The following is a 13,997-nucleotide window of genomic DNA, read 5'->3' on the forward strand; positions in this document are numbered from 1 at the left end:
CTTCGGGCTTGGCCCCTATGGCTCGCGACTCGTAGCTCGCGGACACTAGCGCTCCTTCTTGGCCTTGAGCAGGGCCGCGCCCAGCGCACCCAACTGGTCGTCCTTGCCGCCGTCGGTGCGACCGCCGTCCCCCTTGCGCGGCGGCTTGCCGCCCTGGCGCTTCGGCCCCTCGCCGGTGCGGCGTGGCCGGCCGCCCTCCTCGCCCGGCTGGTCGTCCAGGCGCATGGTCAGGCCGATGCGCGCGCGCTCCAGGTCCACGCTCATCACCTTGACCTTGACGATGTCGCCGGCCTTGACCACCGAACGCGGGTCCTCGACGAACTTGCTGGAGAGCGCCGAGATGTGCACCAGGCCGTCCTGGTGGACGCCGATGTCGACGAAGGCGCCGAAGTGGGTGACGTTGGTCACGCTGCCCTCGAGGATCATGCCGGGCTCGAGGTCCTTGATATCCTCGACGCCCTCGCGGAACTCGGCGGCCTTGAACTCGGGGCGCGGGTCGCGGCCCGGCTTGTCGAGTTCGGCGAGGATGTCGGTGACGGTGGGCACGCCGAAGCGCTCGTCGGCGAAGTCGGCGGGCTTCACCGCCTTGAGGGTGGCGCTGTCGCCGATCAGGCCGGCCAGCGGGCGGCCGCTCCGCTCGGCGATGCGCTCCACCAGCGGGTAGGCCTCGGGGTGCACCGCGCTGGCGTCGAGTGGATTGTCGCCGCCCATGATGCGCAGGAAGCCGGCGCACTGCTCGAAGGTCTTGGGCCCCAGGCGGCTGACGTCGAGGAGCTGACGGCGGGTGGTGAAGGCGCCCGCGGCGTTGCGGCGGGAGACGATGGCCTCGGCCAGCGCCGGCGATAGGCCAGCGACCCGCGACAGCAGGGCGCTGGAGGCGGTGTTGAGGTCGACGCCCACGGCGTTCACGCAGTCCTCGATCACCGTCTCCAGGCTGCGCGACAGCTGCACCTGGGAGACGTCGTGCTGGTACTGGCCCACGCCGATCGACTTGGGCTCGATCTTGACCAGCTCGGCGAGCGGGTCCTGCAGGCGGCGAGCGATGGAGACCGCCCCGCGGATGGTGACGTCGAGGTCGGGCAGTTCGCGGGAGGCGTACTCGGAGGCGGAATAGACCGAGGCGCCGGCCTCGCTGACCATCACCTTCGACAGCGCACGCCGGCCGGCGAAGGCCTTGACCAGGTCGCCGGCCAGCCGGTCGGTCTCGCGGCTGGCGGTGCCATTGCCCACGGCGATCAGCGCCACGTCGTGCTTCTCCACCAGCCTGGCCAGCTCGGCCAGGGAGGCGTCCCAGGCGTTGCGGGGGGCGTGGGGGTAGATGGTGGCATGCGCGAGGAACTGGCCGGTGGCATCCACCACCGCCACCTTGCAGCCGGTGCGCAGGCCGGGGTCGATGGCCAGTGTGGCCTTCTGCCCCGCCGGGGCGGCCAGCAGCAGGTCCTTGAGGTTGGCGGCGAACACCCCGATGGCCTCCTGCTCGGCGCGCTCACGCAACCTGCCCAGCAGCTCGGTCTCGAGGTGGGTGTAGAGCTTGACCCGCCAGGTCCAGCGCACCACGTCGCGCAGCCACCTGTCGGCGGGCCGGCCCTCGTCGCGGATATCGAAGTGGCGGGCGATGGTCACCTGGGCCGGGTGAATCGCCGCGTCCTCCTCGCCGGGCAGGCGGATCACCAGGGAGAGCACTCCCTCGTTGCGCCCCCGGAACATGGCCAGGGCGCGATGCGACGGCGCCTTGGCGAGCCGCTCGTCGTGCTCGAAGTAGTCGGAGAACTTGGCGCCCTCGCGCTCCTTGCCCTCGATCAACCGGGCGGAGAGTTCGCCCTCGCTCCACAGCCGCTCGCGCAGGCCGCCGACCAGTTCGGCGTCCTCGGCGAAGCGCTCCATCAGGATCTGGCGCGCGCCGTCGAGCGCCGCCTTGGCATCCGCGATGGCGGGAATGTCGCCCTCGGCCGCGCGAAGGTACTGCGCCGCCTCGGCCTCGGGCTCCAGGGTGGGATCGGCGAGCAGCGCCTCGGCCAGCGGCTCGAGCCCCGCCTCGCGAGCGATCTGGGCCTTGGTACGGCGCTTCTTCTTGTAGGGCAGGTAGAGGTCTTCCAGGCGCTGCTTGGTGTCGGCGGCGCGGATCTGTCCCTCGAGCTCGGGCGTCAGCTTGCCCTGCTCGTCGATGGTGGCGAGCACCGTCGCGCGGCGCTCCTCCAGTTCGCGCAGGTAGCCGAGGCGCTCCTCGAGGCTGCGCAGCTGGCTGTCGTCGAGCCCGCCGGTCACCTCCTTGCGATAGCGGGCGATGAAGGGCACGGTCGCCCCGCCGTCGAGCAGTTCGACCGTGGCCGAGACCTGCTGGGGGCGAACGGAGAGTTCCTCGGCGAGGCGCGTGATGATGCGGTTGGTGGCGTCCATGACTTCCTGACTGGCAGCAACGAAAGATCGCGCAACGGTATCACAAGGCTGGCTGCTCCGGGAGCCGTAAGCGGGAAGGCAGCCTGTGGCCTCGCGTCAAGGTGCCAAGACCGCGTCGTAGGAGGGCAGCTCCCGGCTATGCCGGATGAAAGCTCAGCGCCAGGCCGTTGTTGCACCAGCGCAGGCCGGTGGGCTCGGGACCGTCCTCGAAGACGTGGCCCTGGTGGCCGCCGCAGCGGGCGCAGTGATACTCGGTACGCGGGAAGACCAGGAAGTAGTCGACGCTGGTCAGCAGGTGCCCTTCCACGTGCTCGAAGAAGCTGGGCCAGCCGGTGCCGGAGTCGTACTTCATGGCGCTGGTGAAGAGCAGCAGGTCGCAGCCGGCGCAGCGGTACTCACCCTCGCGGGTCTCCTTGTCCAGCGGACTGGAGAAGGCCGGCTCGGTGCCCTCCTCACGCAGGATCTCGTACTGCTCGGGGGTCAGCCGCTCGCGCCACTCGGCGTCGCTGAGCTCCAGCGGCTCGATCCCGGGGGCGGCACTGAGCTCCGGCTTGGGGCGTGCACCGGCCAGCTTCGGTGCCAGGCCGACCAGGCCGCCCGCCCCCAGCAGTCCCAGGAAATGACGTCGTTGCATGACAAGCCTCCGCGGTGGATGTCCCGGTTCTCGCTACCCTTCCTACGCCTCGACCGGGGTCCGGATGCACGAGGAAACGGGGGAAGGGCTTGCGCCCTTCCCCCATTGTGACCATCGGCGATCGCGGCGGTTCGCCGGCCTCAGGTGAGGCCGGGACCGGCCTGGACGATGGCCGGGCTGACGCCCTCGAACTTCTTGAAGTTGTCGACGAACTTGGCGGCCAGCTCTTGGCGCTGGCGGTCATAGGCGGCCGGGTCGGCCCAGGTCTCGCGGGGGTCGAGCAGGCGGGAATCGACGCCGGGCACGGCGGTGGGCACGTCCAGGTTGAGCCCCGCGAGGCGCTTGGTCTCCACTTCGCGCAGCACGCCGGACTGGATGGCGTGGATGATGGCGCGGGTGGTGGGGATGGAGAAGCGCGCGCCGCCCTCGCCGTAGGCGCCGCCGGTCCAGCCGGTGTTGACCAGGTAGACCTGGGCGTCCTTCTCGGCCACCCGCTTGATCAGCAGGTCGGCGTACTCGCGCGCCGGGCGCGGGAAGAAGGGAGCGCCGAAGCAGGTGGAGAAGGTCGCCGCCAGGCCCTCGGAGGAGCCCATCTCGGTGGAGCCCACCTTGGCGGTGTAGCCGGACAGGAAGTGGTAGGCGGCGGCCTCCTTGGAGAGCACCGAGACCGGCGGCAGCACGCCGGACATGTCGCAGGTCAGGAAGACGATGGCGTTGGGCTCGCCGGCGCGGTTCTCGGGCACTCGCTTGTCGACGTGCTCCAGCGGGTAGGCGGCCCGGGAGTTCTGGGTCAGGCTGTCGTCGGCGTAGTCGGGCTGGCGGCGGTCGTCGAGCACCACGTTCTCCAGCACGGTGCCGAAGCGGATGGCGTTCCAGATCACCGGCTCGTTCTTCTCGGAGAGGTCGATGCACTTGGCGTAGCAGCCGCCCTCCATGTTGAAGACGGTGCCCGGGCCCCAGCCATGCTCGTCGTCGCCGATCAGGTAGCGGGCCGGGTCGGCGGACAGGGTGGTCTTGCCGGTGCCGGAGAGGCCGAAGAACAGGCAGGTCTCGCCATCCTCGCCGACATTGGCGCTGCAGTGCATGGGCAGCACGTCGGCCTCGGGCAGCAGGAAGTTCTGTACCGAGAACATCGCCTTCTTCATCTCGCCGGCGTAGCGCATGCCGGCGATCAGCACCTTCTGCTGGGCGAAGTCGATGATCACGGTGCCGTCGGTGCCGGTGCCGTCGCGGGCCGGGTCACACTCGAAGCCGGCCGCGTTGAGAATGGTCCACTCGCCCTTGACGGCCGGGTTGTAGTCCTCGGGGCGCACGAACATGGTCCGCCCGAAGAGGTTCTGCCAGGCGGTCTCGGTGACCACCCGTACCGGCAGGTAGTGGGCCGGGTCGCTGCCCACGTGCAGCTCCGACACATAGTGCTCACGGCCCAGCAGGTAGTCCTCGACACGCGCCCAGAGGGCATCGAACTTCTCGGCGTCGAACGGGCGGTTGACGCTGCCCCAGTCGATACGCTCGCTGGTGGAGGGCTCGTCGACGATGAAGCGATCCTTGGGGGAGCGACCGGTGCGCACGCCGGTGTTCACCACCAGGGCACCGTTGGTGGCCAGGCGGCCTTCGCCGCTGGCCACGGCACGCTCGATCAGTTCGGCGCCGCAGAGGTTGACGTGGGCGTTGGGAGCTTGGGGTGTGGTCATGTCGATTCCTGGGCCGTGGGCCGTGTTCTCTCTCGTGTGCCGAGCGTCGTCGGAGACGCGGAAACCAGGGGAGGCTGGTCGATCGCACCGTGCGGGTATCCCGTCTTCTGGTGGCGATCGCGCCGCGAAGGCCGCGCCATTATGGCAAAAAGGCCTGCCCCGGGAAACGCCATTTTTAGGCGATATTCATGTAGTTTTTCTACAACATGCGGCATTTTCGCTACAAGATTTCTTGTGCGGCGCAGCAAGGAAAGCCCGACGGGTGTCCGGCCCGCTAACGACTGGCCCCGCCATCGGGCGGGGCCAGTCATCGGCAACCGAGGTGGCGTTCAGTGCAGCACGGGGGGCGGCTCGTCGGAGGAGGCCAGCAACGCCTCGATCTCCGCGGCGGTGAAGGCGTAGCGGCTGTGGCAGAAGTGGCACTGGGTCTCGATGCCGCCCTGCTCTTCCAGCACCTGGCGCAGTTCCGCCTCGCCCAGGGTCAGCAGGGCGTCGGCGATGCGCTCCCGCGAGCAGGTGCAGCCGAAGCGCAGCGCCTTGGGCTCGAAGACCCGCACCGTCTCCTCGTGGTAGAGGCGGTGCAGCAGTTCGCGCGGCGCCAGGCTCAGCAGCTCCTCGCGCTTGACGGTGTCGGCCAGGTGGACGCTGCGCTCCCAGGCGTCGTGGTCCTGGTTGCGCGACTCGTCGGGCATGCGCTGCAGCAGCAGGCCGCCGGCATGCTGGCCGTCGGCGGCCAGCCACAGCCGGGTGGGCAGTTGCTCGGACTGGGCGAAATAGGCGGCCAGGCACCCCGCCAGGCTGTCGTGCTCCAGGGCGACGATGCCCTGGTAGCGGTGCCCCTCGCGGGGGTCCAGGGTGATCATGATCTGGCCCTGGCCGAGCAGCTCGCGGAAGCCGATGTCGTCGGCGGGCGCCTCGGCGCCTTCGGCCAGCCGGGCGATGGCGCGCAGCTCGCCGCCGGGGTTGGACTCGGCCATCAGCAGGGCGAGGGCCCCGTCGCCGCGCACCTCGAGGCTCAGGGTGCCGTCGAGCTTCACGGTATCGGTGAGCAGCGCCACGGCGGCGAGCATCTCGCCCAGCAGGTGGTTGACCGCCGGCGGGTAGTCGTGGCGGTCGAGCACCTCGGCGTAGGCCCGCTCGAGGGCCACGAGCTCGCCGCGGACATTGGTGTCGTCGAAGAGGAAACGCTGGATCTGGTCGGACATGGGGCTCGTATCGGGTCGTGAACGTGGGCGCATTCTAGCAGCCCCATCGCTTCCTGCGGATTCCTTGGCCCGGCAGGCGCTGGCGGTCGTGGGGACGCTCCAGGTCGAGGAGCGGGCCGCGCGGCACGATGCGCGTGGGGTTGATGGTGTCGTGGCTGTAGTAGTAGTGGCGCTTGATGTGGTCGAAGTCCACCGTCTCCTCGATGCCCGGCCACTGGTAGAGCTCGCGCAGGTAGTTCGCGAGGTTCGGGTAGTCCTCGATGCGCCTGAGGTTGCACTTGAAGTGGCCGTGGTAGACGGCGTCGAAGCGCACCAGGGTGGTGAACAGGCGGATGTCCGCCTCGGTGAGCCACTCGCCGGCCAGGTAGCGGTGCTCCGCCAGGCGCGACTCCATGCGATCCAGCGCCTCGAACAGCGCCACCACGTGCTTCTCGTAGACCCGCTGGTCGGTGGCGAAGCCGGCCTTGTAGACGCCGTTGTTGATGTGGTCGTAGACGTCGGCATTGACCGCCTCGATGGTCTCGCGCAGGTCCTCGGGATAGAGGTCCAGGCGGTTGCCGGTGAGGTCGTCGAAGGCGTCGTTGAAGATGCGCACCAGCTCCGCCGACTCGTTGTTGACGATGCGCCCTTCCTGCCGGTCCCACAGCACCGGCACGGTGACGCGGCCCGTGTAGTGGGGGTCGGTCAGGGTATAGAGCTGGCGGTGGTAGTCGATGCCGTTGATGGGGTCGCCGCTGGAGCCCTCCTCCACCCGGTAGCTCCAGCCCTGGTCGAGCATCAGCGGGCTGACATGGGAGACGCCGATCACGCCCTCGAGTCCCTTGAGCCGACGCAGGATCAGGGTGCGGTGTGCCCAGGGGCAGGCCAGGGAGACGTAGAGGTGGTAGCGGCCGTCCTCGGCGGGCCGTCCCGGCTGGCCGTCCGGGCCGGCCCCGCCATCGTGGGTCACCCAGTCGCGCAGTTGGGCGGACTCGCGCACGAACTCGCCGCCGTGCTTGTCGGTGTCGTACCACTGGTCGTGCCAGACGCCGTCGATCAACAGGCCCATGGTGCCTCCTCGGTTGGCGGATGCTTCCGCTCGCTGAATGGATCTGGCCCTAGCCTAGGGCGAAATGATCGACCTTTCAGCGCATATTCTGGGTCTTATCATTCGACGCCATCGAATCCATCCCCGGCGGGACAGCGTCGGGCCTCCCTCGCCAGGGCCTCGGCCAGGGCACGGGTGGCCGGCCCCGCGCGGTCGCGGTCGCGGTGGATCAGCTGCACCGGGATCTCGCGCAGCCCCCCGGCGGTGAGCGGCAGCGCCACCAGGCGACCGGCCGCCAGGGCCCCGCGAATGCGGGTCTCGGGCAACCAGGCGAAGCCCAGGCCGCGCTCCAGCATGTCGATGGAGGTCCCCAGGTGACTCAGGGTCCAGCGTTGCTCGGCCTTGAGCCAGCCGGAATCCATGGACTGGCGCAGCGCCGAGTCACGCACCACCAACTGGCGATGCTGCACCAGGTCGCGCAGGTCCAGCGGTCGCCCCAACCGGTGCAGGGGATGCTCGGGGTGGGCCACCGCCACGAAGCGCACCATGACCAGCGACTCGCCGAGGAAGCCCTGGGCGGAGAGCCCCGAGATCACCAGGTCGGCGCTGCCGTCGTAGAGCATCTCGATGCCGCCGTTGAGCACCGTCTCGTGGAGCTGGACGCGCACATGGGGATAGGCCGCGGAGAAGGTCTCCAGGGCGCAGGCCAGGGCATCGGGCGGGAAGACCTGGTCGACCGCCAGCACCACCTCGGCCTCCAGCCCCTCGGCCAGGCGGCCGGCCACGTCCTCCAGCGCCGCGGCGCCCTCGATCAGCTGGCGGGCGCGGCGCAGCAGCAGCTCGCCGGCCTCGGTGAGGCGCACCTGCCGCCCCACCGGCTCCAGGACCTGCACGCCGAGCTGCTCCTCGAGCTTGTGCACCGCATGGTTGAGGGTGGAGGGGCTCTTGTGGATCGCCTCGGCGGCGCGGGCGAAGCCGCCGTGATCGACCACCGCCGCCAGCATCTGCCATTGGGCCAGGGTGACGCGGGACATTTCGAATTCCTCGAACGTGTAAGGCGAAACGTTGCGCTTAATTTTCGAAAAAAGCGTCCTAGAATGCCAGTCACACGGTGCAATTCGCAGGAGACACGCCATGTCCCACTCCGCCACGCTCCGCCGGGTGGACCGGTTGCAGCCCAGCCAACCCAGCCAGGATGGCGATGGCGTCCAGATCCGCCGCATCCACGACTTCGGCGGCGGCCTGGATCCCTTCCTGATGCTCGACGAACTGGGTTCCGACCGCCCCGACGACTACCTCGGCGGCTTCCCGCCACACCCCCATCGCGGCATGCAGACCCTGACCTACGTGATCCACGGCGGCCTGACCCACGAGGACCACCTGGGCCACTCGAGCACCATCCGCGCCGGGGACGCCCAGTGGATGCACACCGGCCGCGGCATCATCCACTCCGAGATGCCGCTCACCGACAGCCAGGGCCTGCATGGCTTCCAGCTATGGATCAACCTGGCGGCCGCGGAGAAACTCACCCCGGCCACCTACCGAAACGTGCGCGCCGGGGAGATGCCACGCCTGGCCGGGGCGGGCAGCGAGCTGATCGCCCTGGGCGGCCACTGGCGACGCACCGACGGCGAAGGCGTCGAGGGCCCCCTGGACGCCCTGGCCGGTCGGGGGGCGGTGGCCCATGTACGCCTGGCGGCCGGGGCCGAGCTGGCACTGGACGTCGATGCCCCGACCCTGCTGGCCTACGTCTTCGCCGGCGAACTCGACATCGGTGGCCGCACGGTACCCGCCGGCCACCTGGCGCGCCTGGGGCCAGGCTCGCGCCTGGCGTTGAGCGGCGGCGCCGGCGAGGCCCTGCTCCTGGCCGGCACGCCCCACGGCGAGCCCATCGCCCATTACGGCCCCTTCGTGATGAACCACCAGCACGAGCTCGAACAGGCCCTGCGCGACTACCGCGACGGCACCTTCACCGCCGATTGAGTGCCCCTATCCGGCCGACGCAGGGGTTGATTTCCCCGCGCGCCTCGGTTCCAATGCGTAGTTAGCAAACAGCGTTCTATCACGCTCCGGCCTCCTGGCGCACGCTCGGGAGGCTATTTCTGTATGTATATACAGCCTAGGCATATCCCGGCTCATGGGTTATGGTTTCGAAGCCTTTTTTTAATCTTTATCTATATTCACTGGCCATTTACCCATGCTGCGAATCCTCCATTCGCTGCCCCGCACGCACAAGTTGTTGTTGTTACCGGTCGCCACCATGGTCACCGTGCTGGGCGCACAGAAGATCGTCACCACCTACCAGGATGTCCAGCGTGATCAACAGACGCTCGACACCGTGATCGTTCCCCTGGATACCGACACCAGTCCCGGCCTCCCCTCACTGAGCTTCGAGCGCAGCCCCGTGGGCGACGCCATCGAACTGGCCAGCCAGGCACTGGACGCCACCCGCGCCCATGTCCCCCTCTCCCGCCTCGCCGCCACGGAAGTCGTCGACCTGGATATGGTGGATGACGCCGGCGCCGCGGTGGACACGTCAACGCCCCTCGCCCTGACTCGCCCCGCCGACACGGCCTCGGGCGAGCCGACCACGCCGTTGGTCGGCCAGGGTGGCACCCTCGACGACGGGGCCGTGCACATCGCGGTGGTGCTGGGCACCATCGGCAGTGGCATGCTCGACCACGACGGCGGCCTGGTGGCCGACGCCACCTCCTACGCCGATTTCAGCGACGACGAGCTGAGCCTGTTCGAGGACGGCCCGATCCTCCTCGAGGAGGAGATCGCCGCCAACGAGCCGTATGTGCCCGAGTGGGAAACCTACACCGTCGAGTCGGGCGACACCTTCGCGGTGATGGCCCAGAACCGCCTGGGACTCGGCTACAGCGAGGTGCTTCGGCTGCTCGAGGAGCTGCCCGACCAGCATGCCCTGACCCGCTGGCGTAGCGGTGACCGCTTCGAATACCAGCTCGACGAGGGCGGCAAGCTGCTGACCCTGCGCATGATGCGCGATGCCCGCCAGGGCTTCGTCGTGGAGCGCGACAACGAGAACTTCGAGGTGGCCACCATCGAGCGCACCGGCGAAGCCGCCCAGCGCCTGTTCGCCGGCACCGTGAGCGGCAGCTTCGCCCGCTCGGCCCAGGCCACCGGCCTCTCCAGCGCCGAGATATCCCGACTCACCCGCGTCCTCGGCAAGAAACTCGACTTCCGCCGCGACACCCGTCGCGGCGATCGTTTTCAGGTGCTGGTGGAGTCCGACATCGTCGATGGCGAGAGCTTCGATCCACGCATCCTGGCGGTGCAGTACGAGGGCGAGCGCCTGAACCTGACGCTGGTCCACAACAGCGCCGACAACAACTTCTATACGCCGGACGGCGAGAGCCTGGACCCGGCGTTCAGCCGCTACCCCTTCGAGGGCCGCTACCGGCTGAGCTCCTCCTTCAACCCGCGTCGCAAGCATCCGGTCACCGGCCGCATCAGCCCCCACAAGGGCACCGACTTCGCCATGCCCATCGGCACCCCGATCACCGCCCCGGCCGACGGCCGCGTCGAGAAGGTCAGCAATCACTATGCCGCCGGCCGCTACGTCGTGATCCGCCACGACAACGGCTACCGCACCCGCTACCTGCATCTCTCCAAGCCGCTGGTCAGCCGCGGCGAACGGGTGACCATGGGCGAGCGCATCGCCCTCTCCGGTAACACCGGGCGCAGCACCGGCCCGCACCTGCACTACGAAGTCCTGGTCAACAACAACCAGGTCGACGCCATGCAGGTGGACCTGCCCGAGAACAAGAGCCTCACCGACGATGCGCTACTGGCCTTCCAGAGCGAGGCCGAGCCGTTGCTGGCCGCCCTGGAGTCCGGCGAGACCGGCGCCGTGGTGGCCCGGACAGGCCGCGACGAGCCCGCCGAGGGCGATGACGGGGGTTGATGATTCCCCCGTCACCCACTGTCCCTACTGCGCCCCGCCACCGAGCGGGGCGCAGCAGTTACAGCATGACCGCCAGGCCGTGACGCCCTGGCATGCCGCCCCGGAGCCCACCCCATGCGTTCCCCTCGCCCCGCCCCACCCCCCGAGAGCCGCCTGATGGCCTTCCTCGGGGTGTTCCGCTACAGCCGCCGGGCGCTGGCGCTGGTATGGCAGACCTCGCGCGCCCTGACGGTGGGGCTGGCACTCGCCACCCTGGTGGCCGGGGTGCTGCCGGCGGTGGCGGCCTGGCTCGGCCAGTTGATCGTCGACGCCGTGGTGGCCGCCATGGAGCGCCACGCCGAGACGGGCAGCGTGGCGTGGTGGCCGGTGCTGCGCTACGTGCTGGCCGAGGCCGGGGTGATCGCCACCATCGCCCTGGCGCAGCGCGCGCTCTCGGCCCAGCAGGCGCTGCTGCGCGCCCTGCTCGGCCAGAAGGTCAACGTGATGATCCTCGAGAAGGCCGGCACGCTGTCGCTGGCCCAGTTCGAGGATTCGGAGTTCTACGACAAGCTGACCCGGGCCCGGCGCGAGGCCTCGACCCGCCCCCTGGGCCTGGTCAACAAGACCTTCTCCCTGGCCCAGCACGGCATCTCCCTGGCCAGCTTCGCCGTGCTGCTGGTGCAGTTCTCGCCCCTGGCGCTGCTGATCCTGGCGGTCGGCGCCCTGCCGGCCTTCCTCTCCGAGGCCAAGTTCTCCGGCGATGCCTTCCGACTGTTCCGCTGGCGCTCGCCCCAGACCCGCATGCAGATGTACCTGGAGACGGTGCTGGCCCGCGAGGACAGCATCAAGGAGGTCAAGCTGTTCGGCCTGGAGCCCCTGCTGCTCGAGCGCTACCGGGGAATCTTCGACACCCTCTACGGCGAGGAGCGGAGCCTGACGCTGCGTCGCGAGACCTGGGGCTTCCTGCTCGGCCTGCTGGGTACCCTGGCCTTCTACGGCGCCTACGCCTGGGTGGTAGTAGCGACCATCACCGGTGGCCTAACCCTGGGCGAGATGACCATGTACCTGATGGTGTTCAAGCAGGGGCAGGCCGCGCTCTCGTCGTGCCTCACCGCCATCGGCGGCATGTACGAGGACAACCTCTACCTCTCCAACCTCTACGAGTACCTGGAGCAGCCGACGCCGCCCGAGCCGGGGCACCTCCGGCAAGGCGCCGTGCCCGGCGACGGTATCCGTTTCGAGGGCGTGGGCTTCACCTATCCCGGCGCCGAACGCCCGGCGCTGTCGGGCATCTCGCTGCACCTCGAACCGGGCATGAGCCTGGCCCTGGTGGGCGCCAACGGCTCGGGCAAGACCACCCTGATCAAGCTGCTGACCCGGCTCTACGAGCCGAGCGAGGGGCGCATCCTGCTCGACGGCAGCGACCTGCGCGACTGGGACGCCGGCGCCCTACGGCGACGCATCGGGGTGATCTTCCAGGACTTCGTGCGCTACCAGCTCAAGGTCGGCGAGAACCTGGGGGCCGGCGATGTGGCCGCCTTCGCGGACGAGTCACGCTGGCAGGAGGCCGCCCGCCGGGGGCTCGCCGATGCCTTCATCCGCGACCTGCCCGACGGCTATCACGCCCAGCTGGGACGCTGGTTCAAGGGCGGCCAGGAACTCTCCGGCGGCCAGTGGCAGAAGATCGCCCTGTCACGGGCCTACATGCGCCAGGGCGCCGACATCCTGGTGCTGGACGAGCCCACCGCGGCCATGGACGCCGCCGCCGAGGCGGAGGTCTACGCCGACTTCCGCGACCACGGCCACGACAAGATGACCCTCCTCATCTCGCACCGCTTCTCCACGGTGCGCGCCGCCGACCAGATCCTGGTGATCGACGGCGGCGAGATCCTCGAGCGCGGCGACCACGCAAGCCTGCTCGCCGCCAACGGCCGCTATGCGCGGCTGTTCCGGCTGCAGGCGCGCGGCTACCGCTGACGGGGCCGGGTCAGGCACGCCCCCTAGGCCGGGCGCTCCGCCGAGGCCGCCCAGAGGTTGATGCCGCCCTCCACCGCATGACGATCGATCTCCGCCAGCTCGGCATCGGAGAAGTCGAGACGCGCCAGGGCGCCCAGGCAATCGACGACCTGCTCGGGACGGCTCGCCCCGATCAATGCCGAGGTCACGCGCGTGTGGCGCAGCACCCAGGCGATGGCCATCTGCGCCAGGCTCTGACCGCGACGCTCGGCGATGGCGTTCAGCGCCCGCACATGCTCGAGATTCTCCGCCGAGAGGTGTTCCGGCCGCAGGCTACCCTCGCGGGCCGCCCGGCTCTGCTGTGGCACCCCGTCCAGGTACTTGCCGGTCAGCAGCCCCTGGGCCAGCGGCGAGAAGACGATGGAGCCCATGCCCAACTCGTCCAGGGCGTCCAGCAGGCCGTCGTCCTCGATCCAGCGGTTGAGCATGGAGTAGCTGGGCTGGTGGATCAGGCAGGGCGTGCCCAGCTCGCGCAGGATCGCCACCGCCTCGCGGGTGCGCTGGGCATTGTAGGACGAGATGCCGACGTACAGCGCCTTGCCCTGGCGTACCGCCTGGTCCAGGGCGCCCATGGTCTCCTCCAGCGGCGTCTCGGGGTCGAAGCGGTGGGAGTAGAAGACGTCGACGTAGTCGACCCCCAGGCGCTTCAGGCTCTGGTCGAGGCTCGAGAGCAGGTACTTGCGGCTGCCCCACTCGCCGTAGGGCCCCGGCCACATGTAGTAGCCGGCCTTGGTGGAGATCACCAGCTCGTCGCGCAGGCCGGCGAAGTCTTGCTTGAGCAGGCGGCCGAAGAACGCCTCGGCGCTACCGGGCGGCGGCCCATAGTTGTTGGCCAGGTCGAAGTGGGTGATGCCGTGGTCGAAGGCGGTGCGGCAGATCGCCCGTGCCGTGTCGACCCGGGCATTCTCGCCGAAGTTCTGCCACAGGCCCAGCGAGAGCGCGGGCAGCTTCAGCCCGCTGCGTCCGCAGCGACGATAGGGCATGCGTTCGTAGCGATCTTCCGCCGACGCATAGCTCATGGAGATATCCCTCTCGATCGATGGCTGAAGGCCCATTATGCGCACCCAGCCCGGCAAGCCAAACCGTGGACTCACGTCACGTTCCACCATCTCTCCCG

Annotated in this window: 10 protein-coding genes; 3 read left to right on the plus strand and 7 right to left on the minus strand. The window is 69.3% G+C overall.

Annotated elements, in window-relative coordinates; translation table 11 throughout:
* Window positions 1-45: 45 nt before the first annotated feature.
* From QWY80_RS17155 to QWY80_RS17180, 6 genes are all read right to left on the minus strand, one after another.
* On the minus strand, window positions 46-2,397 hold the full coding sequence (locus QWY80_RS17155; protein ID WP_290234251.1) for a Tex family protein: 2,352 nt from the start codon (window positions 2,395-2,397) through the stop codon (window positions 46-48).
* A 136-nt stretch (window positions 2,398-2,533) separates the two neighbouring features.
* Entirely contained in the window at window positions 2,534-3,031 is a 498-nt protein-coding gene (gene msrB, locus QWY80_RS17160) for a peptide-methionine (R)-S-oxide reductase MsrB (RefSeq protein ID WP_290234252.1), read from the minus strand.
* 140 nt (window positions 3,032-3,171) lie between these two features.
* Complete coding sequence (locus QWY80_RS17165) at window positions 3,172-4,725, minus strand: phosphoenolpyruvate carboxykinase (protein WP_290234256.1); 1,554 nt, start codon at window positions 4,723-4,725, stop codon at window positions 3,172-3,174.
* Window positions 4,726-5,054: 329 nt separating this feature from the next.
* The gene (gene hslO, locus QWY80_RS17170) at window positions 5,055-5,930 is read right to left on the minus strand and encodes an Hsp33 family molecular chaperone HslO (RefSeq protein WP_290234258.1); all 876 of its coding nucleotides are present in this window, start codon (window positions 5,928-5,930) and stop codon (window positions 5,055-5,057) included.
* 34 nt (window positions 5,931-5,964) lie between these two features.
* A complete protein-coding gene (locus QWY80_RS17175; RefSeq protein ID WP_290234260.1) occupies window positions 5,965-6,978 on the minus strand; it encodes a glutathione S-transferase family protein in 1,014 nt (337 codons plus the stop codon).
* Between the two features lie 98 nt (window positions 6,979-7,076).
* A complete protein-coding gene (locus QWY80_RS17180; protein WP_290234261.1) occupies window positions 7,077-7,991 on the minus strand; it encodes a LysR family transcriptional regulator in 915 nt (304 codons plus the stop codon).
* 100 nt (window positions 7,992-8,091) lie between these two features.
* Here QWY80_RS17180 and QWY80_RS17185 point away from each other — a divergent pair, with 100 nt between their 5' ends.
* The 3 genes from QWY80_RS17185 (at window position 8,092) to QWY80_RS17195 (ending at window position 12,841) form a co-directional block, all read left to right on the plus strand.
* The gene (locus QWY80_RS17185) at window positions 8,092-8,940 is read left to right on the plus strand and encodes a pirin family protein (RefSeq protein ID WP_290234264.1); all 849 of its coding nucleotides are present in this window, start codon (window positions 8,092-8,094) and stop codon (window positions 8,938-8,940) included.
* A 214-nt stretch (window positions 8,941-9,154) separates the two neighbouring features.
* Window positions 9,155-10,885: a peptidoglycan DD-metalloendopeptidase family protein gene (locus tag QWY80_RS17190; protein WP_290234266.1), complete on the plus strand. Its 1,731-nt coding sequence runs from the start codon at window positions 9,155-9,157 to the stop codon at window positions 10,883-10,885.
* Between the two features lie 114 nt (window positions 10,886-10,999).
* Window positions 11,000-12,841 carry an ABC transporter ATP-binding protein gene (locus QWY80_RS17195; RefSeq protein ID WP_290234269.1) on the plus strand — a complete coding sequence of 614 codons (1,842 nt, stop codon included), beginning with the start codon at window positions 11,000-11,002 and terminating at the stop codon, window positions 12,839-12,841.
* A gap of 23 nt (window positions 12,842-12,864) precedes the next feature.
* On the opposite strand, the gene mgrA is transcribed toward QWY80_RS17195, so the two are convergent.
* Window positions 12,865-13,899 (minus strand): L-glyceraldehyde 3-phosphate reductase, encoded by a 1,035-nt coding sequence (mgrA, locus tag QWY80_RS17200; RefSeq protein WP_290234271.1) that lies wholly within the window; start codon window positions 13,897-13,899, stop codon window positions 12,865-12,867.
* Window positions 13,900-13,997: the final 98 nt, after the last annotated feature.

The organism is Halomonas ramblicola (genome assembly GCF_030409215.1).
In the GTDB taxonomy this organism is placed as follows: domain Bacteria; phylum Pseudomonadota; class Gammaproteobacteria; order Pseudomonadales; family Halomonadaceae; genus Halomonas; species Halomonas ramblicola.

Coding starts and splice junctions, on each gene's coding strand:
- QWY80_RS17155 (WP_290234251.1), bottom strand. CDS start 2,397: ATGGACGCCACCAACCGCATCATCACGCGCCTCGCCGAGGAACTCTCC.
- msrB (WP_290234252.1), bottom strand. CDS start 3,031: ATGCAACGACGTCATTTCCTGGGACTGCTGGGGGCGGGCGGCCTGGTC.
- QWY80_RS17165 (WP_290234256.1), bottom strand. CDS start 4,725: ATGACCACACCCCAAGCTCCCAACGCCCACGTCAACCTCTGCGGCGCC.
- hslO (WP_290234258.1), bottom strand. CDS start 5,930: ATGTCCGACCAGATCCAGCGTTTCCTCTTCGACGACACCAATGTCCGC.
- QWY80_RS17175 (WP_290234260.1), bottom strand. CDS start 6,978: ATGGGCCTGTTGATCGACGGCGTCTGGCACGACCAGTGGTACGACACC.
- QWY80_RS17180 (WP_290234261.1), bottom strand. CDS start 7,991: ATGTCCCGCGTCACCCTGGCCCAATGGCAGATGCTGGCGGCGGTGGTC.
- QWY80_RS17185 (WP_290234264.1), top strand. CDS start 8,092: ATGTCCCACTCCGCCACGCTCCGCCGGGTGGACCGGTTGCAGCCCAGC.
- QWY80_RS17190 (WP_290234266.1), top strand. CDS start 9,155: ATGCTGCGAATCCTCCATTCGCTGCCCCGCACGCACAAGTTGTTGTTG.
- QWY80_RS17195 (WP_290234269.1), top strand. CDS start 11,000: ATGCGTTCCCCTCGCCCCGCCCCACCCCCCGAGAGCCGCCTGATGGCC.
- mgrA (WP_290234271.1), bottom strand. CDS start 13,899: ATGAGCTATGCGTCGGCGGAAGATCGCTACGAACGCATGCCCTATCGT.